The sequence below is a fragment of the Mesorhizobium calcicola genome, assembly GCF_042682105.1.
Taxonomy (GTDB): Bacteria; Pseudomonadota; Alphaproteobacteria; order Rhizobiales; family Rhizobiaceae; genus Mesorhizobium; species Mesorhizobium calcicola.
In genome coordinates this window covers 76,584-98,673 of record NZ_JBHUGY010000047.1, presented here as the reverse complement: position 1 = coordinate 98,673, position 22,090 = coordinate 76,584, and the positions used below count along the sequence as shown (strand labels likewise).

Sequence of the window (22,090 nt, the reverse complement as noted above, 5' to 3'; positions counted from 1 at the left end):
AGCTGGCGAAGCTGCCTGCCGTACCGAAACATCAAGTCTCGGCGAAGCTTCTTGAACACGGAGGTCAAGGCTCTAGCCGACGCGCAGGATGATCTTGCCGAACACGTCGCGGCCTTCCATGCGCTTCAACGCGGCATCGATCTCGTCGAAACCGACTTCGGTGTCGATGACGGGTGCGACCTGTCCGGCCGCCATTTTCTGCATGGCGTTGGTCATGTTCTCCATGCGGCAGCCGAAGGAGCCGAGCAGTTTCAACTGCTGCTGGAACAGCTGCATCAGGTTGATCTGCGTCGACACGCCCGAGGTCGAGCCGCAGGTCACCAGCCGGCCACCGCGCTTCAGGCACAGCATCGAGCCGGCGAAGGTGTCGGCGCCGACATGTTCGAACACGACGTCGACGCCCTTCTTCCTGGTCAGCTTGCGCACGACGCCTTCGAAACGATCGTCGCGATAGTTGATGACATGGTCGGCGCCGAGCGCCTTGGCCTTGTCGATCTTGTCGTTCGAGCCGACCGTGGTGATGATCGTGCAGCCCATCCGCTTCGCCAGCTGGATGGCCGCCGAGCCTATGCCGGAGCCGCCGGCATGGACAAGGATGGTCTCGCCGGGCTGCAGCCTGGCGTTGTCGAACAGCATGTGCTCGACGGTGCCGAAGGTGACCGGCGCGACCGCTGCACCGATGTCGGTCACGCCGGGCGGGGCGGGGACCAGCAGGCGTGCCGGCAGATTGATCTTCTCTTGCGCGAAGCCGTCGAGATGGAAGCCGTGAACGCCCGAAACATGTTCGCAGAGATTGTCGCGGCCTTCGCGGCAGGCACGACAAAGGCCGCAGGTGCGCGCGCCGTAGATCGACACCAATTGCCCGGGCAAGAGGCTGGAGACGCCGGGACCGACCGCCTCGACCTCGCCGGAGGCCTCGGCGCCGACGACCAGCGGCAGCTTGCGCTTGGCGAAGGCCATGCCGCGCCAGCCCCAGACGTCGATGTGGTTCAGCGCCACCGCCTTGATGCGCAGCGTGACTTCGCCGAGCGCGGGTGGCGGCGGGGGCGGCAGGTCCACCGTCTCAAGACGGCGGTCCTCGATAAGTTGCAGTGCGCGCATGGAGCCTGTCGGTTCTGATTGGCGGAAAAAGGTCGCTTAGACCGGTTCCCGCGCCATGACAAGGCAGGTGTTCTGGCCGCCGAAGCCGAAGGAGTTCGACAGAACGGTGCGAACCTCGGCGTTGCGCTTCTTGTTCGGCACCACGTCGAGCACGATCGCCGGGTCCGGGTTGTCGTAGTTGATGGTCGGCGGAATGACGCTTTCGCGCATCGTCATCAGTGAGAACGCCGCCTCGACGGCGCCGGCCGCCGACAGCGTGTGACCGATCATCGACTTGTTCGAAGAGATCGGCATCGAGCCGATCCGCTCGCCGAACACCGTCGACAGCGACAGGTGCTCCATCTTGTCGTTTTCCGGCGTCGAGGTGCCATGGGCGTTGACGTAGTCGATCTCGTCTTCGCCCAGGCCGGCATCGGCAAGGGCCGCACGAACCGCCGCGATCGCCGGCGAGCCGTCCGGCTTGGAGCGGGTGCGGTGGAAATCGTCGGCCTTCTCACCGCAACCACGCAGGATGCCGAGAACAGTGGCGCCGCGCGCCAACGCGGCTTCCAGCGATTCCAGCACGAGTGCACCAGAACCCTCGGCCAGCACGAAGCCGTCGCGGTCCTTGGAAAATGGCTTGGAAGCCTTTTCGGGGATGTCGTTGTGGGTCGACAGCGCCGACAGCAGCGAGAAACGGATCAGCGCCTCGGCGGTCGCCGAACCGTCGGCGCCGATCGACAGCGCCCGGTCGCATTCGCCGCGGCGGATCGCCTCGACACCGAGCTGGATGGCCGTGGCGCCGGAGGCGCAAGCGGTCGACAGCGTGATCGGCAGGCCGCGTGTGCCGAAGCGGTCGGCGAGCCGGTCGGCGATCGAGCCGAACTGGGTGGTCTCGAAAATGTCTGTTTCCTTCAGCCCGCGCGCCACCCGCAGCAGCCTCTCGGCGCCGGCATCCTGTTTGTCGGAATTGTAGAGCGAGAACCGTTCATGCCAGTCGAGTTCGACCGGTGGCGAAGCCAGGAACAGCGGACCGCCGAAATCACCGGAATCGAGACCGGATTCGGCCACGGCTTCACGGGCGGCGGTTTCGGCCAGTTCATAGGTAAGAAGGCTGGCGCCCTTCGAACTGGACAGCAAAAAGTCGACCATGCCCGAAATGCGGGTGTTCAGATGATCGACCGGAAAGCGAGTGATCGGGTGGATGCCCGACTTGCCCGAGGTCAGCGCCGCCCAATTGTCGTCCTTGCCGATGCCAAGCGAGGTCACCACGCCGATGCCGGTGACGGCGACGATCGGCCTGCCCATGTGATCGTTCAGATTGGCCATCCGGGAGCCCTCGAGCGTTTATCGTTGCAGCATGGATTGCGGAGTGCCGCCTCAGGCGGCGTTGACCAGTGCCATGCCCTCGAATTGGTGATAGCCGATCGCCGTTGCAAGGACGGTTGCGGGAACGCCTTCGAACGGTTTCTCGGCTGCGGCATCAAAAACAGGGTAGGCGGCCTTGCGGTCGACGGCGAGGGCGGCCAGCGCCACGGCGAACGGAAACTGCGCTTCCTTCATATGCCCGGTCAGCGTCGAGAAGCCACGCGCGGCGATCGCCGGATCGGCATCGAGCGCTGCTTTCTCGGCGGCGGTTGCCGCATGCGCGCCCGACGCGCCTGACAGGGCAAGCAGCTTGCCGTTCGGCAACGCCGCGTGGCTGAGCAGTGAGGCGATCTCGGCGTCGAGTTCTCCGCGCCGCCGCCTGGCGCGGCCGGAGACGACCGGCCCGAGCTCGGCATAGATCTTACGCCCACGGCTTGTCGCGTGTTCGCGCTGCTCCAGCACCAGGAAGGCGCCGCCGGACCCTGAGACCACGCCGCCGCCTTCTGCTCCCTGCCGTTGCCAGACCGGCTTCCACGGGCCGCGATGCAGATAGCCGGCAAGTTCATAGCCGAGCAGCATGTCGGAATGTTCGGTCTGGAAGGCGCCGCCGACCAGGATGTGCGTCGACTGGCCGGAGCGGATACGCGCGGCGGCCGTCTCGACGGCGGCGACACCCGCACCTTCCTCGCCCATGAAGGTTCTGGACGAGCCGGTCACCTTGTGGACGATGGAGATGTTGCCGGCGAGCAGATTGGAAAGCTGGGCCAGGAACAGGGTCGGCCGCAATTCGGTGGTCAGCTTCTCGTTGAGCAGCACGTCGCGGTCGTTGCGGCTTTCCGAGGCGGCGAGAATGGCGGCGTCGACCGCCTCGTCACGTTCGCCGCCACCGGCGGCCACCACCATGTCCATGGTCGCACAGAGTTCGTCATTGCCCTTGATGCCGGCGTCGTCCAGCGCCAGGCCGGCGGCATAGGTGCCGAGCCTCTGCCAGGTTTCCATCTGCCGCTGGTCGCCGCGTTTGGCGATCTGCAGGTTCCAGTCGATCTCCGGCAGCGGATGGACTGTGTAAGGCGCGAAACGCGCCGCTTCGAGCACCGGCTGCAGGCCCGGCCGGGCGAGCTTCTGCCAGTGGGCGTCGGGACCCTCTCCCAGCGAGGAGACAAGGCCGATACCAGTGATGACGACGTCGTGGGGGCTGCTCATGGGCGGCTTTGTGGGTCAGGCGGCAGGGCGCGTCAAGATCGCGCGCTCAACTGACGTCAGGCGATCTTGGCGGCAACCAGCGCGTCGATCTTGGCGCACAGGTTCTTCATGACGAAGTAGTCGTCGGTCGAAGCCTTGCCGTCGTTGACTTCCTGGGTCCACTTTTCCAGAGGCACCTTGATGCCGAATTCCTTGTCGATGGCAAAGACGATGTCGAGGAAATCGAGGCTATCGATGCCGAGATCGTCGATCGTGTGGCTCTCGGGCGTGATGGTGTCGATATCGATCTCGCTGGTGTCGGCAATGATCTTGGCGACTTTGTCGAACGTGGTGGACAAGGGCTTTTCCTTCGGTTGCGGGCGGAATCTGTCCGCATGTGTTTGGGCGCTGTCTAATCGGTTTTTCCCGGCAGGAAAAGGCCTGATACGCGGGGCACAGATGGGAGGGGTCTCAAGAAACGCAAGAAGGGCCGCCGGCAGACCCGGCGGCCCTTCCCTTTACGTCACGTGAGCTTATAGCGCGTCGCGTTGTAACGGATTCATGCGACGCGCTTTAAGCGTTTGGTTCCATGCATGTCGTTTTCCCAAAACCCGACCCGCTTTTGGGCAACATGCATCAGCTGTCGCGGAGCTTGACCAGGTCGTTGAGCAGTCCGCCCGTTCCGTTGTGGACGGTCAGCCGCTCGACCTTGCCGGCGATGGTTTCCAGAGCCTCGAGCTCCTTCAGCCGCAGCATCACCGGGTTCTCCGCCATCACCTTGGCCGTGTTGAGCAGCGAACGCGTGGCGTTCGTCTCCTCGCGGCGGCGGATGACGTTGGCCTCGGCCTGCTTTTCGGCCGACACCACCTGGTTGAGGATCTCGCGCATCTCGCCCGGCAGGATGACATCCTTGAGGGCGATATCGCTGACTTCGACCCCGATCTCCGCCATATCGGCGCGGACCTTGCTTGCGGCTTCTTCGTCGACCGTCACCTTCTTTTCAAGGATCTGGTCGAGCGTCAGCGCGCTCAGCGTCTTGCGGAAGGCGTACTGCAGGGCGCGGTAGAGGGCTTCGGAGAAGTCCTTCACAGCGCTCACCGCCTTGACCGGATCGACGACCCGGTATTCGGCGGCGATGTTGACGCGGATCGTGACGCGATCCTTGGTCAGCACTTCCTGCCCGGCAACGTCGAGCGACTGGCGCTTGAGGTCGACGACCTTGATCTGCACCATGCGTCCGACGTTCCAGAACGCATGCACGCCCGCAGTCAGCGTCCGCACAAGGACACCGTCGATGAACAGCAATCCAGCCTGGCCGTCGACGACCGGATGGACGGACATCAATTCCGCCTTCCGGGCCTGGCCGAGCCGGCGCATCACCGCCGCATCTATGGCGAGATCGGCAGATGTGTCGATCGTCGTCACCTTCCACGGACCGGCATCCATCCACAGCACGAGCTTGCGATCCGGCGCCAGCACGGCATGCAGGTTGCCGTCACGCTCGATGACGGCAACCTCCGTGCGCCCGGTGCGAACGACGGTGAAATGACGCGCGGCCACATCCGGGAGCTTGTCGAACAACGCCTTCTCGTATGCCGAAACGAATTCTGGGTTCTTCAGATCGTGCCGCGACACTTCGAGGCTTCCGCGCCGGTTGGCGAGCCAATGTTCGCCCGGCAGCAGGACTGCCTTGATCTCACCCTTGTGGAGGGTGAGGGCACGTTCATTTTCCCTTACGAGGACGCGCTCGCGTCCAAGAACCTTGTCGAGAATGGTCATTGTCTTACTCCTGTCGGGCATGGCCCCATACGAGGCGTCAAGTCATGCGTCGATCTTCCCTTCGTTTCTCGTTTCACATCGTCTCTTGCGTCACAGTCCGGGCACGAATGATCCGGGGACTGGTGGCATCAATCCGTGGCGGGCCTTCGGGAGCGGACCGCGGGGCAGCGAAGCGGGCGCCGGAAGCCTTGGCCTCCCTTGCCGGCGACACTGCGCCTTGATCGTCACCGCGGGCCTGGCCGCGAGCCGATGGCGTCAGACCTTTCGATACGGCCCGCGCCCGAAGGCTTGTGCCGTCCGTCAGATCTTCAGCATTCCAGTCCCCGGACCGTTTCCAGATAACACCTGGCAGGGTGCTGGCTTTTCAGCCAATGGAGAAGGAATCGAACCTTCGACAGTCAGATTATGAATCTGATGCTCTAACCAAACTGAGCTATCCGTGGTGCAGACAGCAGGAATCGAACCTGCGACCTCCGGACCCAAATCCGGCGCTCTTCCGCTGAGCTACGTCCGCGATCCCAATCCCCAAAGCGGCACCGTATACAGGGCGGCAAAACCGCCTGCACGGGCGGAGACAAAAGCTCCAACCGTTGTGCTCACTTCGGTTTTCGTGACCGGGTGCGCGCCTATAGCCCCTGCGACGGGTTGTCGCAAGCGGCATTGTCGCGGCGAATTTACGGCTTCTTTCAGTGGTGGCATTTCGGCAACACCACCGGTAGCCGCCATGGATGATTGCTTGTACCAATGTACCATGGTACGAATGGCCATGAATATAGAACGCGTGCAGACCGGGGTCCGCCTGGAAAAGCGGTTGGTGAAGGTGCTCAAGGCCTTGGCCGAACACCGCGACATGAGCCTCGGCGATCTCATCGAAGGTATTGTGCTGCATGCTTTCGAAGGGCAGACGCCGTTTTCACCAGCGACACTCGAAACAATCAGCCAATTGAAGCGCATCTATGGGCTGGAGCTTGGCGCCGCGGACAGCCACCGTCTGACTGAACGGAAGGGCGAAGACGGATGACGAGCCATCTTGAGCGCTGCCACAGTATCGTCCTTTCCGGTCCGGTCGATCGCGTCTTTCCGCTGTTCACGCCGATCGGCGAGACCTTGTGGGTGGAAGGCTGGGACCCGGAATTTCTGCATCCGCAAGGCGGCGCAACGCGGCAAGGCATGGTCTTCCGGACCGCCCACGGTGATGAGACGACACTCTGGGCCTGCGCCGACTGGGATCCTGTCGGGCATCGCGTCCGCTATGTCAGGGTCACGCCGGATTCGCGTTTCGGATTTGTCGAGGTGGTCTGCCATCCGGCTGCTGACGGCGGCACCGAGGCATCGATCGCCTATACATTCACTGCCCTGAGCGCGGCAGGCAGGTCGTATCTGTCCGGACTGACGCAGGATGCTTTCGCACGCATGATCGATGCATGGAAATTCCGCATCGACACATGGCTGCTCACCGGCGCGTCAGCCGCTTCTCGCCACGACTAGAACGTGACGCGGCCGAGCACGCGCAGGCCATCGCCCTGCGGCTCGACGACCACGGCTTCGCCTTCGCGCGGCGAAACGCCGGTCAGCGCCACGATGTCTTCCAGATGGGTGACCATGACCAGATTGTCCGAGCCGGAATAGGCGCGGATTTCCTTCAGGATCGCCGCGATCTGCGCCGCCTTCTGCGTCTCATCGCCCTTCAGGAGATCGAGCGGCGCGAAGAGCTCCGGCTCGGCCTCGAAAGCGATGCGCGCGGTGTCGAGGCACCGGCAATAGCGGCTGGACAGCACGCGCTCGATGGGTGCCGCGCGGGCGGCAAACAAGGCGCCGATCTTGCTCGCCTGCTGCTTGCCGCGCGCCGACAAATTGACCTGGGTGGCACAGCTGTCGATGTCGAAATTCGCCGGATCGGTGGTGCCGGTGACCATGGCATGACGCAGGAGCACGACATGGCCGCCATCGCGCAACAGCGCCCAGCCAGCGTCCGTGGCGTGGGCCGCGGCCGGGATGGCGAGCAGAAGCAAAGCCAGCACAAATCGAATCATAGACTATCCTTCTCCGGTTCCCGGCAATGGGCTCCGGTGGCTGGACATATAGGGACGGTAAAGCCAGCCGAAAGACAAGGCGCGGTCGAGTGGGGCTTTACTTCTTCGCCAGTTGTTTCTTCACCAGATCGATCTTCTGGTCGGTCAACGGGATGGGCATCGTGTAGCCGGCTTCGGTAAAGCCCTGCTTGGCATTCTCGAAGAATTCGATCGCCTTTCGATATTCGGCCTTCCCGCCGCCATAGCCGGCGCGGTTCCAGTGGATGTCGCCGAGATTGTTCTGTTCGAAGGCCCACTGCAGCGGCTGGCTTTCGCGGGTGAACACCTTCAGCGTTGCCGTGAAGGCCGCTTCGGCATCGCTGAGATATTTGTCGGTCCGCTGGAGATTGCCGAGGTTGAGCAGGCTCATGCCGATGCCGTTCTGCGCATTGGCCCAGTCGACGGGTGCGGCCTCGACGGTGAGCACTTCAAGTGCCGCCCTGCGGGCGGCGATGGACTCAAGCAAGGTCTTGGGATCGGCATTGCTCATGCTCAGCCAGTGCAGCGTCGAGCCGAGGCCGGCCTGGGCCAGCGCCCACTGCCGCGGGTTGGTCTCGCGCTTGTACTCGCGCAACGCGTCGCGGTAGGCGGCAATGGCCTCACCGTAGTGTTCCGGCTTGTCGGTCACGCCGCCGAGAAGCTGCAGCGTGTTGCCGAGATTGTAGTGGCTCATTGCCCAGTCGAGGGGGAATTTTCGCCTGACATAGACCTGTCGGGCGGCCTGGAACGCCGCGGCCGACTGTTGGAGCCTGGCTGCGTCGCGGGTGCGCTGGCCAAGCGTCTGGTAGATTGAGCCGAGATTGTTCTGGGCTGATGCCCAGTCCATCGGAAAACGCTGCCGGGTAAACACCGTCAGCGCATCGTCATAGGCCGCCGCTGCCTCTTTGAGCGCGCCGGTGCCCATGTCGAAGCGGGCGACGCCGCTCAGGGCGTTACCGAGGTTGAGCCGGCTGGTTGCCCACGAGACCGGGAAGGTTTCACGGGTTCGCACCTCGAGCGCAGCGCGGAAGGCATCGGCCGCCGCGTTGATCTTTGCCTTGTCGTTGAGCTGGATGCCAAGTGAGACAAGCGTGTTGCCGAGATTGTTCTCGACCATCGCCCATTCCACCGGCACCTTTTCGCGCCTGTATTCCTCAAGCGCCAGCCGGTAAGCCGCCTCCGCTTGCGTCAGATGCTCGCCGGCGGCCTCGCGCTCGGACAGGGCATAGAGCGCCAGGCCGAGATTGTTCTGCGAAGCGGCCCAGTCGAGCGGCACCTTGTCGCGCGGGCGCTTCTCGAGCGTGGCGCGCATGGCGGCGACCGCTTCATTCAGGCGCTTCGGGTCGCTCTCGCGTTCGCCGATCTTCAGGAGCACATTGGCCAGGTTGTTCTGCGCGGCGGCCCAGTTGAGGTCGTCCTTCTCGCGCTCGAACACGACAAGCGAATCGCGAAAGATCTGCGCGGCTTCTTCGAGGCGCGTGGTTTCGGTCTCGCGCTCGCCGATGGTCTGCAGCACCACTGCCATGTTGTTGCGGGTGATCGCCCAGTCGCGATTCTGTTCGCCATTGGGGATGAAGTTCAGGATGATGCGATAGGCCTCGATGGAATGCTGCAGCGCAGCGAGATCGCCGGTGGCATAGCCGAAGGCGTTCAACGCCTCGGCTTCCTGGTTCTTGTAGTTCCAGCGCAGCTTGTCGTCCCATTTTTCGGCCAGCGAAAACGCCTTGGCGTAATCGCCGGCGGCGGACTTGTAGTCGAAGACCAGCGCCGAGGCATCGGCCCGCCTGGCATAGATCGCGGCATCGGCAAGGCGCTTCTGCTTGACGAGGTCTTCGGCCTCATCGACCGCATCGCTTGTCTGCTCGACCCGGCCGACCGCGTCATCGAGGAATTTGCGCGCCGTCACGATGGCGCCCTGGCCGATGGCTTTGTCGGCGGAGGCGACGAGGCGCTTGATCTCGGGGTCGTCGGTGCGCAGCGCGGCGCGTTCGGACATCATCTTCTTCAGGCGCTCGGCCTGGGCGTCGAGCACCTTCTGCAGATCGGTCGGATCCTCGGGGATTTTTTCCGTGCCGAGCGCCCTCAGCACGCCATATAGCGCATCGAGCGGCACGCCTTCCTGCAGGGAGGCCAGTTCCACCTGTGCCCGCTTCGGGTCGGGCAGGTCGGAAATGGTCAACAGCAGCTGCCGCCGCTCGCCGGTGATCAGCCCGTCATCGCCCGTCGGCTCCGGTGGCGCGATACCGAAATAGAGCAGGCGGCGCAGGCTCTCATTGACCCAGGGGCGCTGCCTTGCCTTGGTGTCGAGATAGACTTCCTCCGTCACCATGCGCATGACCGAGCCGAATTCGGTGCCTTTCATCGCCGCGAGGTGACGCAGCAGGGCCGCCGCGTAGGGGCTGTTTTCGCCGGCGTCGCCATCGAGCGCCGGGCGGCCCGGCTCCGCGGCAAAGCCGACGACCGTGCCCAGGCTCGCGTCTGTCGCCGGCGCGGTGCCAAGCGCCTTGGCGCCGCGCACCGGTTCCAGTCCGCCGGCGCCAATCGGCGAGGCAGAGGCGGTCGGGGCGCGTCGCACCACGGCGTCCGCCGGAAACGGATTGGTGCGACAGGCATCGAGCAGCACGATCGTCACCGGCACGGTCTTTTTCAACGCGTCCATGACGGCGGAAATCGGCACCAGGGCCGCGTCGGCGTCTTTCAGGGACGATATGTCGGCATCGACCGGAACCAGATAGTTCTCGCCGCCGGCCTCGATGCCATGGCCGGAATAATAGATGAAGGCGACATCGGCGCCTTCGGCATCTTCCGTGAAACGCTCCAGGTCGCGCTTCAGCCTGGCGGCGTCGCGGTCGGTGACGTTGCGCGCGTCGAAGCCGAGGTCGGTCAGCATCTTGGCCATGTCGCGGGCATCGTTGGCAGGGTTCGGGAGGGCGGCGATGTGTTCGTATTTAGACTGGCCGATGATCAGCGCCACACCTTTCAGGCTTTTCGTTTCGGCCGCCTGAAGCGTGTTGGCAAACAGGCAAAGCAGTGCTGCGACGAAAGCTGCCAGCCACGCCTGCCAGAAAAGATTGCGCTTTGAAGCTTCGACAAAGACCATTTGTCGTTCGCGCCCGCCCCTGATGATCCAAACCCTCTATAACGCTGCCAGTTTATCATGATCAAATTCGGGCATGATCAAATTCGGGCGCGATTGCGCCGCGACCGTGGCTCGCTTATCACGGGAAAAATGTCTCCGCTCACCGAAACGGTTCTCTTCGTCTTCAGCCTCGTCGCGCTCGGCTATCTCGCCGGGTTCACAGGCTATCTGAAGCCGGCGAGCGGCGAGGGGATATCCGATTTCGCGGTCAGCGTGGCGATGCCGCTGCTGTTGTTCCAGACCATGGTGAACGCCGATTTCCACGGTGTCGCGCCATGGTCGCTATGGGGCGCCTATTTCGCGGCAGTGGTGATCACCTGGGCCGCCGGCCATGTCGTCACCACGCGGATCTTCGGACGGGACGCGCGCGCCGGGGTCGTCGGCGGCGTGTCGTCGGCCTACTCCAATATCGTGCTGCTCGGTGCTCCCTTCATTCTCGGCATATTCGGCCCGAGCGGCTTCGAAGTGCTGTCGCTGCTAGTCTCGGTGCACCTGCCCATCATGATGATGGCGTCGATCGTGCTGTTCGAGATGTTCGGCCGCGGCGGCGGCGAGCCCATGCATCCCTTGCGCATCATCCGCAGTTTCCTGAGACGGCTGTTCATCAATCCGCTGATCATCGGCATTCTGGCGGGGCTGGCATGGCGCCTGAGCGGCGTGCCGCTGCCCGATCTTGCCAAGCGGCTGGTCGATGCGCTGGCCGATACGGCCGGGCCGGTCGCGCTGTTCGCCATGGGGCTCAGCCTGCGCCGCTTCGGCATTTCCGGCAATGTCCGTCCGGCGCTGGCGCTTTCGGTGCTGAAGCTGTTCCTGATGCCGGCGCTGGTTCTTGCCTTCGTCTGGCTGCTCGGCCTGCCGCCCTTGACGGCCAAGGTGGCTGTCGTGATCGCGGCGCTGCCATCCGGCATCAATTCCTATCTCATCGCCGTGCAGTTCAACACCGGCCAGGCGCTGGCATCGAACCAGATGACCATCGCCACGGCTTGCGCCGCCGTGACGACTGCTTTCTGGCTGACGGTGGTGCTCCACGTTTTCTGACAGGGTGCCGGCTTGCGATCGGATGTCATATGTCGGCCTGCTCTCGCCTCGGGCTGGCCCAACCCCTATATGCCATGTAGCAATTGCTTGCGGGCCTTGCCCTAGGTAAAGAGCAGTGGCTCCGGCGTGCCGGCTTCAGTCCATGGCGCACGCTCACCACAGAATTCACAGACCGGCCCGTCAGCGCGCCAAACGGAGGACAGACCATGCTTCAGAAAACCAGCCATTTCATGCGGCAGGCCAATCTCATCAACGGCGAATGGGTGCAGGCCGACAGCGGCCAGACGGTCGACGTCAACAATCCGGCCACCGGCCTCAAGATCGGCACCGTGCCGAAGTCGGGCAAGGCCGAGACCCGCCGCGCCATCGAAGCCGCCGAAGCCGCCTTCAAATCGTGGCGCAAGACCACAGCGCTCGAGCGCTCGAAGCTGCTGCGCAAGCTGCACGACGCGATGATGGACAACCAGGATGTGCTGGCCGAACTCCTGACCATCGAGCAGGGCAAGTCGCTGTTCGAATCCAAGGGCGAAATCGGCTCCGCGGCGTCCTACATCCTGTGGTTCGCCGAGGAGGGTCGCCGCACCTATGGCGACGTGGTGCCATCGCCGTGGGCGGACCGCCGCATCCTGGTGACCAAGGAGCCGGTCGGCGTCATCGCCGCCATCACGCCCTGGAATTTCCCGTCCTCGATGCTGGCCCGCAAGCTCGGCCCGGCGCTTGCGGCGGGCTGCACCGCCGTCGTCAAGCCGGCCTCGCAGACACCGTACTCGGGACTTGCCTGGGGCGCGCTCGCCGAGGAAGTCGGCTTCCCCAAGGGCGTCATCAACATCCTGACCGGTTCGGCCAGCGAGATCGGCGACGAAATCTGCGCAAATCCGCTGGTGTCGAAGATCACCTTCACCGGATCGACCGAGGTCGGCAAGCTTCTCATCCAGAAGTCCTCGGTCACCGTCAAGAAGGTGTCGATGGAACTTGGCGGCAACGCGCCGTTTATCGTCTTCGACGACGCCGATATCGAGCGTGCCGTGGCTGGCGCCATCACCGCCAAATACCGCAATTCCGGCCAGACCTGCGTTTGCACCAACCGCTTCCTGGTTCAGGCCGGCGTCTATGACAGGTTCGTCGAGAAGCTGGCTGCCGCGAGCAACGGGCTGAAGGTCGGTTCCGGCCTTGAGGACGGCGTGCAGCAGGGACCACTGATCGACGAAAAAGCGGTCGAGAAGGTCGAGGAATTGATTGCCGACGCGACCGCCAAGGGCGGCACAATCGTCGCCGGCGGCAAGCGTCATGCGCTCGGCGGTTCATTCTTCCAGCCGACCGTCATTGCCAACGCGACGCCCAAGATGCGCTTCATGAAGGAAGAGATCTTTGGCCCGGTCGCGCCGGTGTTCAAGTTCGAGACCGAAGAGGAAGCCATCGCGCTCGCCAACGACACCGAATTCGGCCTCGCTTGCTATTTCTACACTGGCGATCTCGGCCGCGCCTTCCGCGTCATGGAAGGGCTGAAATACGGCATGGTCGGCGTCAATGAAGGCCTCATCACCACGCCGGAGGCGCCGTTCGGCGGCGTCAAGGAATCCGGTCTCGGCAAGGAAGGCGGACATCAGGGCATCGAGGATTATCTCGACACCAAATATGTCTGCATCGGCGGCCTCGGCCTCTGATAGACTAGCTCTGGCGGGCAGGTCTGTGACCAGCCCGCCTGGGTCGAGAAAACCAGCCGAAAATCCTTGGGATCAACTGGCGTTTTGCGGGCATGGCAATGAAGGACGGCGAGGTTTTCGGCACGACGCAGGCAGGCGAGCCGGTGCGTCGCTTCACGATCAGGGGCGGTGGTCTCACCGCCAACATCATCGGGCTCGGCGCAATCATCCAGGATCTGCGCCTGACCGGGCACGATGCGCCGCTGGTGCTCGGTTACGACAGTCTGGACGCCTATGAGACCGACACCGCCTTCTTCGGCGCGGTCGTTGGCCGCTATGCCAATCGCATCCGCGACGGCCGCTTTACCATCGCCGGCCAGCGCTACCAGACCGAACGCAACTTCCTCGGCAAGCATACGCTGCATGGCGGCTCGCGAGGCTATTTCCACCGGCCGTGGGCGGTTTCGCTGCATGGCAGGGATTTCGTCACGCTGACGCTGCACGACCCCGACGGCATGATGGGCTTTCCCGGCGCGCTCGACGTCACCTGCACCTACCGGCTGAAGATCCCCGGCACGCTCAGCGTCGAACTGACCGCGACCTGCGAGGAGCCGACGCTGTGCAATCTCACCCAGCACTCCTATTTCAATCTCGATGATGGCGGCGCCGGCGACATTCTCGACCACAGGATGGCGCTGAATGCCGGCGCCTATCTGCCGGTCGATGGCGACATGATCCCGACCGGCGTGGTCAAGCCGGTTGACGGCACGCCCTTCGATTTCCGCCAGGCGCGGCCGCTGCGCATGGAGACCGAGGGCGAACAGCTGCCCTACGACCAGAATTTCTGCCTCGCCCCGACGCGCGGACCGCTCAAGCAGGCGGCTTGGGCGCAAGGGGCGAGTTCCGGCGTCGAGATGGAGGTGTGGACCACTGAGCCCGGCATCCAGCTCTATACCGGCCAGTACGTGACGCCGCGCAAGGGGTTGGAAGGGCGAGACTACAAGGCCTTCTGCGGTTTCTGCCTGGAGCCGCAAGTGTGGCCGGATGCGCCGAACCGGCCGTATTTCCCGCAGGCGACGCTGTGGCCGGGCGCAATCTACCATCATGTGACGGAATATCGCTTCCGGCTGCCTTAGTTTTTTCAGGTCACTCGGTTTCGAACGCCGCCCGCAACGTGTCGAACGGGGCCAAGGCGCCACGCACCTGCACCACGGCGGCGGCCACGCGGTGGGCGCGCAATACGGCATCCGCCGGGGCGTGGCCGGCGAGGCGTGCGGCCAGATAGGCACCGTTGAAGGAATCGCCGGCGCCCGTCGTGTCGACGGGGGCCGCGACATGGATCGCCGGCACCTCGTGCAACGTTCCAGGCTCGGCAATCAGCGCCGGCGCTTCGCCGTTCTTGATGACCACCTCGCCGACCAGTTGCGCGAGCCGCTCGGCGGTGGCTTGCGGTGTCGCGTCGCCGAACAGCATCTGCTCGTCGGGAAAGGTCGGCAAGGCGATGTCGGTGACGGCAAGTGCCTCGGCGATCGCTGCCTGCGCATCCTCGCGTCGGCGCCAGAGCCGCGGCCGGTAATTGGGGTCGAAGGCGACAGTGGAGCCCGCCGAACGAGCCTTGGCCACGGCCGCCAGCAGTGTGGCGCGCGCGTCGTCGTCCAGAATTGCCAAAGTAATTCCGCTGAAGTAGACAAGTGCCTGGTTTTCCAGGTTTTTCGAGAGTGCAGCCGGATCGGAGGCGAGCTGCCGGGCGGCAGCATCGCCGCGCCAGTAGGTGAAGGAGCGCTCGGCGCCGGTCAGCGTGATCGCATAGAGACCCGGCCGCGCCCCCGCTATCACCGGGCTGGAGCCGATGCCGATGCCGTTTTCGGCGAAGAAGCCGATCTGACCTTGCGAGAACGGGTCGTCGCCGAAGGCCGAGACATAGGTTGCCGGCCGGTCGCTGCTCAATGCGTGCAGCGCCCACAGCGTGTTGAACGTGTCGCCGGCAAAGCCCATGCGCCAGTTCGGACCCGTCTGGCCCGACAGTTCGAGCATGCATTCGCCGATCGAGGCGACGCCGTTTCCCGCCATCTGCAATCCTCCAGTGATCCCGGTGCTGTAGCTTTTTGCCACCGGCAGCGCCATGCTTGGCAAGCAGGGTTTTTTCCGCCACAGCGTTTTCCCACAGGCTGGCGGGACGCGATCCGTCCGGCAAAACGTTGTCTGCAGAAGAGGAACCGGTTTGGCATCGTTATGGCGTTATCTTCTGGCGGGTCTTGGTCTGGCTGCCTTGCTGGTCGGCATTCTCGCGATCGTCTATGTGACGGCGCCGCGATCGTCTCAGCCTGCCGGCCCGGATGTTTCCCGGACGAAGAACACCGACAACGGGTTGTTCGTGGCCAGCTTCGCGCCGGAGCGGGGCGTTGTGCGGCAAGGCGAACTGGAATCGTGGCTGCTGACGCTGAAGACAAAGGCGGGAGCCCCTGTGGAGGGGGCGGCGATCGCAATCTCAGGCGGCATGCCGCAGCACAATCACGGCCTGCCGACCAGCCCGCAAGCGACCGACTATCTCGGCGACGGGCGCTACCGGATCGAAGGGGTGAAATTCACCATGAGCGGCTGGTGGCAGCTGCATTTCGCCATCTCGGCCACGGCCGGTTCCGACACGGTGCTGTTCAACGTGGTGCTGTGAGCGACCGATGAGACAGTTTCCGCGGTTTCTGGCGCTGATGGTGGCCATTATCCTTGCCGGTTGCGGCAAGCCTGATTTTTCCGACGCCGAGAAGAAGACCATCGCCTCGCTGGCGCTATCGGCACTGCCGCCCCTGAAGACCGACACCACCAATCGTTTTGCCGATGTGCCGGCCGCCGCCGCCCTTGGCTCGACGCTGTTTTTCGATCAGGGGATGAGCCGCGACGGCACGGTCTCCTGCTCGACCTGCCACAAGATCGACCGTCAGTTCCAGGACGACCTGCCGCAAGCGGTCGGCGTCGGTCACACCAACCGGCGCACCATGCCGCTGGCCGGCGTGGCACGCGATCCCTGGTTCTTCTGGGACGGCCGCCGCGACAGCCTGTGGGCGCAAGCGCTGACGCCGCTCGAAAACCCACTGGAGCAGGCGGGAAACCGCGCCGCCTACGCGCATTACATCAAGGCTCGCTTCGGCGAACGCTATGAGCGTATCTTCGGGCCGTTGCCCGATTTTTCCGGCATGCCGCTGAATGCCAGCCCGCTTGGAACCGATGCCGAGAAGGCCGCCTGGGACGCTATGAGCGATACGCAGCGCAACGCGATCAACGGCGTCTTTGCCAATATCGGCAAGGCGATCGCTGCTTTCGAACGGTCGATCGAGCCGGCGCCGACGCGCTTCGACCGCTTTGCGCTCGACCTCGTCACCGGCACCGAGCCGAAAGGCGATACCCTCTTTTCCGAGCAGGAAATCCTCGGGCTGAAACTGTTCATTGGCAAAGCCAATTGCGTGACCTGTCACGATGGTCCGCGCTTCACCGACAACAGCTTTCACAACACCGGCGTGCCGCCTGTCGCGGATCTGCCGCCGGATCGAGGCCGCATCGATGCCGTGGCACAGGTCGAGGCCGATCCGTTCAACTGTTTGGGCGCCTTTCGCGACGGCGATGCCAGGGCCTGCGGCGAGTTGCGCTTCATGGTCAAGGATGGGCCGCAGCTGATTCGGACCTACAAGACGCCGTCGCTGCGCGGTGCCGCCACGCGTCCACCCTACATGCATGCCGGGCAGTTTTCGTCGCTCGACGAGGTGGTCGCGCACTACGCCAAGGCTGCGCCGAGCGTTGAAGGAACATCCGAAATTCACCCGCTGGAGCTGTCTGACCGCGAACGCGCGGCGCTGGTGACCTTCCTGAAGACGCTGGCGGAGTGATCTACCTATCCTTGACCGTCTCCATCGCCACAAAGGTTGAGGTCTGGGCGACGTGGGGCAGGGCGGAGATGCGTTCGCCCAGCACGCGGCGATAGGCAGCGATATCCCGGGTGCGGACCTTCAGCAGATAATCGAAACTCGACGCCATCATGTGGCACTGCTCGATCTCTGGCACTGCCTGCACGGAACGGTTGAAGGCATCGAGTGCCGCGGAACGGGTGTCGGACAATTTCACCTGGACGAAGGCGACATGGCCTTCGCCCATGCGCTCGCGGTCGATGATCGCCTGGTAGCCCCTGATGTAGCCGTCCTTCTCCAGCCGCTTCACCCGCGCCTGCACCGGCGTCTTCGACAGGCCGACCCTTGCCGCCAGTTCGGACATCGAAAGCCGGCCATCGCTTGCCAATGCCGACAGGATGTTCCTGTCGATGCGGTCCAATTGGTCTTCTGTCATCGAAAGTGCAGTCCATATGCCAATTCTGAGCGCTAATGATAGATCGAGTGACCTGTAATGTCGATTTATTCGGACCGACCGAAATTCGCACCTTGTGCTAGCTTGCGCCATTCGGTCCGGTGACCGCCGGCCCGATCCCCTTTGCTCGATCCACGGGACCGCCATGCCAGCGCTTGATGCCATCCGCCAGCAGATCCGCGCCAACTATCTGCCCGACGAAGACGAGGCCATGAAGCGACTGGCCGAGGCGACAGGGCTTTCCGCGAAAGATCGCAAGGCGATCTCGGCCCGCGCCGCCGACCTGGTGCGGGCGGTGCGCGGCTCTTCCGATCCGCGATTGATGGAAGTCTTCCTCTCCGCCTACGGTCTCTCCACCAAGGAAGGCGTGGCGCTGATGTGCCTGGCCGAGGCGCTGCTGCGCGTGCCCGACACCGAGACGATGGACGATCTCATCGCCGACAAGATCGCGCCACACGACTGGTCGGCGCATTCGGGCGGTTCGAGTTCCATCTTCGTCAACGCCTCGACCTGGGCGCTGATGCTGACCGGCCGCGTCCTCGATGAAGGCGAGGGCGGCATCGAAGGCACGCTGCGCTCGATGGTGCGCCGGCTGGGCGAACCGGTCATCCGCAAGGCGGTGGCCGCCGCCATGCGCGAGATGGGCGAGCAGTTCGTGCTCGGCCGCACCATCACCGAGGCCGTCAAGCGGGGCCGGCCGATGACGCAGAAGGGCTATCTCTATTCCTTCGACATGCTGGGCGAGGCGGCCCGCACCGAGGCCGACGCATTGCGCTATCATAAGGCCTATGCCGACGCCATTTCCTCGCTGGATGCCGGCTCCAACGGCCCGGACATCCGCCAGAACCACGGCATCTCGGTCAAGCTTTCGGCGCTGCATCCGCGCTACGAGGTGGCGCAGAAGGACGAGATGCTGCCCGTCATGGCCGAACGGCTGTTGTCGCTGGCGCTGGCCGCACGGCATTCGCGCATGGGTCTTAACATCGATGCCGAGGAGGCTGATCGTCTCGATCTGTCGCTCGACGTCATCGAGCGGGTGCTGGCCGAGCCGGAACTCGCCGGCTGGAACGGTTTTGGCGTCGTCGTCCAGGCCTATGGTCCGCGTGCGGCGTTTGCCATCGACTGGCTCTACGCGCTGGCCAAGAAATACGACCGCACCATCATGGTGCGGCTGGTCAAGGGCGCCTATTGGGACACCGAGATCAAGCGGGCGCAGACGCTGGGGCTGTCAGGCTATCCCGTCTTCACCCGCAAGGCCAACACCGACGTCTCCTATGTGGCCTGCGCCAAAAAGCTGCTGTCGATGACCGACCGCATCTATCCGCAATTCGCCACCCACAACGCCCACACCGTTGCCGCCATCCTGTCGATGGCTGGAGATCGCGATTCCTTCGAGTTCCAGCGCCTGCACGGCATGGGCGAGGCGCTGCACGAGACGGTGCGCAAGGCCGAAGGTACGCGCTGCCGCATCTATGCGCCGGTCGGCGCGCATTCCGATCTTCTTGCCTATCTGGTCCGCCGCTTGCTGGAAAACGGCGCCAATTCCTCCTTCGTGCACCAGATGACCGACGAGGACGTCGAGCCGGAGCATATCGCCCGCGATCCGCTCGAAACGGTCGAGGACCAGGGCCCCGCCGCCAATCCGGCGATTGCCCGGCCTTCCCAGATATTCGGCGCCGGCCGCCGCAATTCGAAGGGTTTCGACATCACAGATACGGTGACTCTGGCTGCGATCGACAAGGCCAGGGCAGCGTTCGCCGGGCCCGACCGCTGGCACGCCAAGCCGATCACGCGCGCCGCCGGCTATGGCAAGCAACGGCCGATCGTCAATCCGGCAAAGCCCGCGGAAGTGGTCGGTACGGTCAGCGAGGCGGGCGCCAAACAGGTGGCGACGGCCGTGCGCATCGCGGTGGACGCGCAATCCGCCTGGGCAAAGCGTCCCGTCGCCGAGCGCGCCGCCATCCTCAACCGCGCCGCCGATCTCTATGAGGCCAATGCCGTCGAATTCTTCGCGCTGGCCACCCGGGAAGCCGGCAAATCGCTGGCCGACGGTGTGGCCGAGGTGCGCGAGGCCGTCGACTTCCTGCGCTACTACGCGGCCGAGGCGGCCAATGCCGAGACAGGCACGCAGGCGCGCGGCGCCATCGTCTGCATTTCGCCATGGAATTTCCCGCTTGCCATTTTCACCGGCCAGATCGCGGCGGCACTCGTCACCGGCAATTCGGTCATCGCCAAGCCGGCCGAGCAGACGCCATTGATCGCCTTCCGCGCCGTCGAACTGCTGCGCGAGGCCGGTGTGCCGGAAGACATCATCCAGCTTCTGCCCGGCGACGGCCCCTCGGTCGGCGGCCCGCTGACCGCCGATCCGCGCATTGCCGGCGTCTGCTTCACCGGCTCGACCGAGGTCGCCAAGCTGATCGAGAAGCAACTGGCGAAAACCGCCGCGCCCGACGCCATGCTGATCGCCGAGACCGGTGGGCTGAATGCCATGATCGTCGATTCCACCGCGCTGCCCGAACAGGCGGTGCGCGATATCCTGGCCTCGGCCTTCCAGAGCGCCGGCCAGCGCTGCTCGGCACTGCGCGTGCTCTATGTGCAGAAGGACGTCGAGAAGAAGATGCTGGAGATGCTGAAAGGCGCCATGGAGGCGCTCAATATCGGCGACCCCTGGCGCATTTCGACCGATGTCGGCCCGGTCATCGACGACGAAGCGCAAAGCTCGATCCGCGAGTACTGCACGAAGATGGGTCTGCAGGGCCGGCTGATCGCCAAGCTCGAGGCGCCCAAGGACGGCCGCTTCGTCGCCCCGCACGTCTTCCGGGTCAAGGGCATCGAGGACATGGAGCGCGAGGTGTTCGGGCCGGTGCTGCATGTCGCCAGTTTCGACGCCGACGAGATCGATGCGGTCATCGCCGCCATCAACCGCAAGGGCTATGGCCTGACCTTCGGCCTGCACACCCGCATCGAAGGGCGCGTGCAGCATTTCGTCGACGGCATCCATGCCGGCAACATCTATGTCAACCGCAACCAGATCGGCGCTGTCGTCGGTTCTCAGCCTTTCGGCGGCGAGGGGCTATCCGGCACCGGACCGAAGGCCGGCGGTCCGCACTATCTCCGCCGCTTCCGCAAGGGGCCGGAGGCCGGCACGCACATTGCCGAAGGCCACAAGGTGACGGCGACCGAGCTTGCAGACAATCTGCCTGATCCGACGCTGGGCGGCTGGTCGACGCGGCCCGACCGGGTCGCCATTCTGAGGAAGCATCTGCGCGGCAAGGGTGCGGCAGCCATTGGCGCTGCCGCCGGCATCGACTTCGGCCAGGTCGATTTGCCCGGGCCGACCGGTGAGGCCAACACACTGTCGCTGTCACCGCGCGGACGGGTGCTTTGCCTCGGTCCGGACGCCGACACGCTGCTCGCGCAGACCATCCAGGCGCTCGCCGCTGGCAACGCGGTGCTGGCGGTCGCGCCCGGTGCGCCGGCGGCGCTCTCGGCGCTGACCGGCAAGGGCCTGCCGCTGGCCGCCATAGACGGCCGTCCGGATCCGGTGGAAGCGCGCTCGCTGCACGTCGACGTCGTCGCTTTTTCGGGCACGCCCGAGGCCGCGCGCATCGTGCGCAAGGTCATCGCCGACCGCAACGGACCGATCGTGCCGCTGGTCAGCGAGGTGCTCAACCCCGCAGCCTATGCGCATGAACGCGCCGTCTGTGTCGACACCACCGCGGCGGGCGGCAACGCCAGCCTGCTGGCCAGCGCCTGACTGCTCACACCTCTTCGGGTGCGCAGCCGAACTTCAGCAGATTGCCGTGCGGATCCCGGATATGGAATTCCTTCATGTTCCACGGCCGCACGGTAAACGGACTGAGTTGCCTCACCCCGCGCGCTGAAAATTCGGCATGCAGCACCGGCACCTCGCCGCCCCTGATATAGCAGGACGAGACTTCCGGAAGTTTGCGGTCGTCGCTCTTCCAGAAATGGATCTCGATGTCGCCACGGCGCACGATCAGATAGTCGTCCATCTCCGGCCCGACGACACCGAAGCCGAGTTCGTCGCGATAGAAATTGCGCGTCTCCACAAGGTCGGGCGAGGGCAAGACCGGAATGCTGCGCGCGGGGTCCTCCGCAGGTGCCATCTCAGGCACCCTCCACGACGGAAAAGCCCTCGAACTGCGGGTGGCCGAGATAGTGGACTTTCGTCGTGCCGACATTTCTGTGGGCGGCGCGAAAATTCTCCGACCTGGTCCAGGCGACGAAATCGTCGTGGCTTGCCCACACCGTGTGTGAAGCAAACAGTGTGTAGCCTTCGGCCTCGTTGACCGGGCCGCGCAGCAGATGGAATTCACGGAAACCCTTCATCTGCGCAAGGCTGGAATCGCGGTTCTTCCAGACGGCTTCGAAATCGGCTTCCGAGCCGGTCTGCACCTTGAAGCGGTTCATGGCGATGTACATGGATGTTCCTTTCA

The 22,090-nt window shown here is 64.3% G+C and carries 19 protein-coding genes and 2 tRNA genes; 8 read left to right on the top strand and 13 right to left on the bottom strand.

The window, feature by feature from the left end:
* Positions 1-72: 72 nt before the first annotated feature.
* The 7 genes from ACFSQT_RS28515 to ACFSQT_RS28485 all read right to left on the bottom strand — a co-directional run bounded on the left by ACFSQT_RS28515 (position 73) and on the right by ACFSQT_RS28485 (position 5,923).
* Positions 73-1,101 carry a zinc-binding dehydrogenase gene (locus ACFSQT_RS28515; RefSeq protein ID WP_379024402.1) on the bottom strand — a complete coding sequence of 343 codons (1,029 nt, stop codon included), beginning with the start codon at positions 1,099-1,101 and terminating at the stop codon, positions 73-75.
* A 36-nt stretch (positions 1,102-1,137) separates the two neighbouring features.
* A complete protein-coding gene (locus ACFSQT_RS28510) occupies positions 1,138-2,409 on the bottom strand; it encodes a beta-ketoacyl-ACP synthase (protein WP_379024400.1) in 1,272 nt (423 codons plus the stop codon).
* 51 nt (positions 2,410-2,460) lie between these two features.
* Complete coding sequence (locus ACFSQT_RS28505) at positions 2,461-3,651, bottom strand: beta-ketoacyl-ACP synthase (protein ID WP_379024398.1); 1,191 nt, start codon at positions 3,649-3,651, stop codon at positions 2,461-2,463.
* A gap of 56 nt (positions 3,652-3,707) precedes the next feature.
* Positions 3,708-3,989, bottom strand: a complete 282-nt coding sequence (locus ACFSQT_RS28500) for an acyl carrier protein (RefSeq protein ID WP_379024396.1) — start codon at positions 3,987-3,989, stop codon at positions 3,708-3,710.
* A gap of 277 nt (positions 3,990-4,266) precedes the next feature.
* Positions 4,267-5,409 carry a slipin family protein gene (locus tag ACFSQT_RS28495; protein ID WP_379024394.1) on the bottom strand — a complete coding sequence of 381 codons (1,143 nt, stop codon included), beginning with the start codon at positions 5,407-5,409 and terminating at the stop codon, positions 4,267-4,269.
* A gap of 372 nt (positions 5,410-5,781) precedes the next feature.
* Positions 5,782-5,848: transfer RNA gene (locus ACFSQT_RS28490), tRNA-Met, on the bottom strand.
* A gap of 1 nt (position 5,849) precedes the next feature.
* Positions 5,850-5,923, bottom strand: a tRNA-OTHER gene (locus ACFSQT_RS28485).
* Between the two features lie 300 nt (positions 5,924-6,223).
* Here ACFSQT_RS28485 and ACFSQT_RS28480 point away from each other — a divergent pair.
* Together ACFSQT_RS28480 and ACFSQT_RS28475 are read left to right on the top strand one after the other, a co-directional pair.
* A complete protein-coding gene (locus ACFSQT_RS28480) occupies positions 6,224-6,430 on the top strand; it encodes a hypothetical protein (RefSeq protein ID WP_379024392.1) in 207 nt (68 codons plus the stop codon).
* Positions 6,427-6,897: a hypothetical protein gene (locus ACFSQT_RS28475; RefSeq protein WP_379024390.1), complete on the top strand. Its 471-nt coding sequence runs from the start codon at positions 6,427-6,429 to the stop codon at positions 6,895-6,897. The genes ACFSQT_RS28480 and ACFSQT_RS28475 overlap by 4 nt, the downstream gene beginning before the upstream one ends.
* Here ACFSQT_RS28475 and ACFSQT_RS28470 read toward each other — a convergent pair.
* Together ACFSQT_RS28470 and ACFSQT_RS28465 are read right to left on the bottom strand one after the other, a co-directional pair.
* On the bottom strand, positions 6,894-7,442 hold the full coding sequence (locus ACFSQT_RS28470; RefSeq protein WP_379024388.1) for a histidine phosphatase family protein: 549 nt from the start codon (positions 7,440-7,442) through the stop codon (positions 6,894-6,896). The two genes, ACFSQT_RS28475 and ACFSQT_RS28470, sit on opposite strands and share 4 nt — an antisense overlap.
* Before the next feature lie 97 nt (positions 7,443-7,539).
* Positions 7,540-10,560, bottom strand: coding sequence for a caspase family protein (locus ACFSQT_RS28465; protein WP_379024386.1), 3,021 nt, complete (start codon positions 10,558-10,560; stop codon positions 7,540-7,542).
* Positions 10,561-10,689: 129 nt separating this feature from the next.
* On the opposite strand from ACFSQT_RS28465, the gene ACFSQT_RS28460 reads away from it, so the two are divergent.
* The 3 genes from ACFSQT_RS28460 to ACFSQT_RS28450 all read left to right on the top strand — a co-directional run bounded on the left by ACFSQT_RS28460 (position 10,690) and on the right by ACFSQT_RS28450 (position 14,416).
* Positions 10,690-11,637, top strand: a complete 948-nt coding sequence (locus ACFSQT_RS28460) for an AEC family transporter (protein ID WP_379024384.1) — start codon at positions 10,690-10,692, stop codon at positions 11,635-11,637.
* Between the two features lie 206 nt (positions 11,638-11,843).
* The gene (locus ACFSQT_RS28455; RefSeq protein ID WP_379024382.1) at positions 11,844-13,301 is read left to right on the top strand and encodes an NAD-dependent succinate-semialdehyde dehydrogenase; all 1,458 of its coding nucleotides are present in this window, start codon (positions 11,844-11,846) and stop codon (positions 13,299-13,301) included.
* 92 nt (positions 13,302-13,393) lie between these two features.
* Entirely contained in the window at positions 13,394-14,416 is a 1,023-nt protein-coding gene (locus ACFSQT_RS28450; RefSeq protein WP_379024380.1) for an aldose epimerase family protein, read from the top strand.
* Between the two features lie 10 nt (positions 14,417-14,426).
* On the opposite strand, the gene ACFSQT_RS28445 is transcribed toward ACFSQT_RS28450, so the two are convergent.
* Complete coding sequence (locus ACFSQT_RS28445) at positions 14,427-15,350, bottom strand: sugar kinase (RefSeq protein ID WP_379024378.1); 924 nt, start codon at positions 15,348-15,350, stop codon at positions 14,427-14,429.
* A gap of 151 nt (positions 15,351-15,501) precedes the next feature.
* Here ACFSQT_RS28445 and ACFSQT_RS28440 point away from each other — a divergent pair, with 151 nt between their 5' ends.
* Both ACFSQT_RS28440 and ACFSQT_RS28435 read left to right on the top strand, forming a co-directional pair.
* Entirely contained in the window at positions 15,502-15,951 is a 450-nt protein-coding gene (locus tag ACFSQT_RS28440) for a FixH family protein (protein ID WP_379024376.1), read from the top strand.
* 7 nt (positions 15,952-15,958) lie between these two features.
* The gene (locus ACFSQT_RS28435; protein WP_379024374.1) at positions 15,959-17,158 is read left to right on the top strand and encodes a cytochrome-c peroxidase; all 1,200 of its coding nucleotides are present in this window, start codon (positions 15,959-15,961) and stop codon (positions 17,156-17,158) included.
* 1 nt (position 17,159) lies between these two features.
* Here ACFSQT_RS28435 and ACFSQT_RS28430 read toward each other — a convergent pair whose 3' ends face one another.
* A complete protein-coding gene (locus tag ACFSQT_RS28430) occupies positions 17,160-17,612 on the bottom strand; it encodes an Lrp/AsnC family transcriptional regulator (protein ID WP_379024372.1) in 453 nt (150 codons plus the stop codon).
* A 163-nt stretch (positions 17,613-17,775) separates the two neighbouring features.
* On the opposite strand from ACFSQT_RS28430, the gene putA reads away from it, so the two are divergent.
* The gene (gene putA, locus ACFSQT_RS28425; protein ID WP_379024370.1) at positions 17,776-21,387 is read left to right on the top strand and encodes a bifunctional proline dehydrogenase/L-glutamate gamma-semialdehyde dehydrogenase PutA; all 3,612 of its coding nucleotides are present in this window, start codon (positions 17,776-17,778) and stop codon (positions 21,385-21,387) included.
* A 4-nt stretch (positions 21,388-21,391) separates the two neighbouring features.
* Here the strand turns inward: putA and ACFSQT_RS28420 are convergent, their stop codons facing one another.
* Positions 21,392-21,760 carry a bleomycin resistance protein gene (locus tag ACFSQT_RS28420; protein WP_379024368.1) on the bottom strand — a complete coding sequence of 123 codons (369 nt, stop codon included), beginning with the start codon at positions 21,758-21,760 and terminating at the stop codon, positions 21,392-21,394.
* A gap of 1 nt (position 21,761) precedes the next feature.
* Positions 21,762-22,076 carry an antibiotic biosynthesis monooxygenase family protein gene (gene hmuQ, locus ACFSQT_RS28415; protein ID WP_379024366.1) on the bottom strand — a complete coding sequence of 105 codons (315 nt, stop codon included), beginning with the start codon at positions 22,074-22,076 and terminating at the stop codon, positions 21,762-21,764.
* Between the last annotated feature and the right edge of the window lie 14 nt (positions 22,077-22,090).

Excerpts from the sequence above, each read along its gene's own strand:
- putA (WP_379024370.1), top strand. The coding sequence starts at position 17,776 with ATGCCAGCGCTTGATGCCATCCGCCAGCAGATCCGCGCCAACTATCTG.
- ACFSQT_RS28510 (WP_379024400.1), bottom strand. The coding sequence starts at position 2,409 with ATGGCCAATCTGAACGATCACATGGGCAGGCCGATCGTCGCCGTCACC.
- ACFSQT_RS28450 (WP_379024380.1), top strand. The coding sequence starts at position 13,394 with ATGGCAATGAAGGACGGCGAGGTTTTCGGCACGACGCAGGCAGGCGAG.
- ACFSQT_RS28420 (WP_379024368.1), bottom strand. The coding sequence starts at position 21,760 with ATGGCACCTGCGGAGGACCCCGCGCGCAGCATTCCGGTCTTGCCCTCG.
- ACFSQT_RS28515 (WP_379024402.1), bottom strand. The coding sequence starts at position 1,101 with ATGCGCGCACTGCAACTTATCGAGGACCGCCGTCTTGAGACGGTGGAC.
- ACFSQT_RS28455 (WP_379024382.1), top strand. The coding sequence starts at position 11,844 with ATGCTTCAGAAAACCAGCCATTTCATGCGGCAGGCCAATCTCATCAAC.
- ACFSQT_RS28430 (WP_379024372.1), bottom strand. The coding sequence starts at position 17,612 with ATGACAGAAGACCAATTGGACCGCATCGACAGGAACATCCTGTCGGCA.
- ACFSQT_RS28465 (WP_379024386.1), bottom strand. The coding sequence starts at position 10,560 with ATGGTCTTTGTCGAAGCTTCAAAGCGCAATCTTTTCTGGCAGGCGTGG.
- ACFSQT_RS28505 (WP_379024398.1), bottom strand. The coding sequence starts at position 3,651 with ATGAGCAGCCCCCACGACGTCGTCATCACTGGTATCGGCCTTGTCTCC.
- ACFSQT_RS28470 (WP_379024388.1), bottom strand. The coding sequence starts at position 7,442 with ATGATTCGATTTGTGCTGGCTTTGCTTCTGCTCGCCATCCCGGCCGCG.
- hmuQ (WP_379024366.1), bottom strand. The coding sequence starts at position 22,076 with ATGTACATCGCCATGAACCGCTTCAAGGTGCAGACCGGCTCGGAAGCC.
- ACFSQT_RS28435 (WP_379024374.1), top strand. The coding sequence starts at position 15,959 with ATGAGACAGTTTCCGCGGTTTCTGGCGCTGATGGTGGCCATTATCCTT.
- ACFSQT_RS28460 (WP_379024384.1), top strand. The coding sequence starts at position 10,690 with ATGTCTCCGCTCACCGAAACGGTTCTCTTCGTCTTCAGCCTCGTCGCG.
- ACFSQT_RS28445 (WP_379024378.1), bottom strand. The coding sequence starts at position 15,350 with ATGGCGGGAAACGGCGTCGCCTCGATCGGCGAATGCATGCTCGAACTG.
- ACFSQT_RS28495 (WP_379024394.1), bottom strand. The coding sequence starts at position 5,409 with ATGACCATTCTCGACAAGGTTCTTGGACGCGAGCGCGTCCTCGTAAGG.
- ACFSQT_RS28475 (WP_379024390.1), top strand. The coding sequence starts at position 6,427 with ATGACGAGCCATCTTGAGCGCTGCCACAGTATCGTCCTTTCCGGTCCG.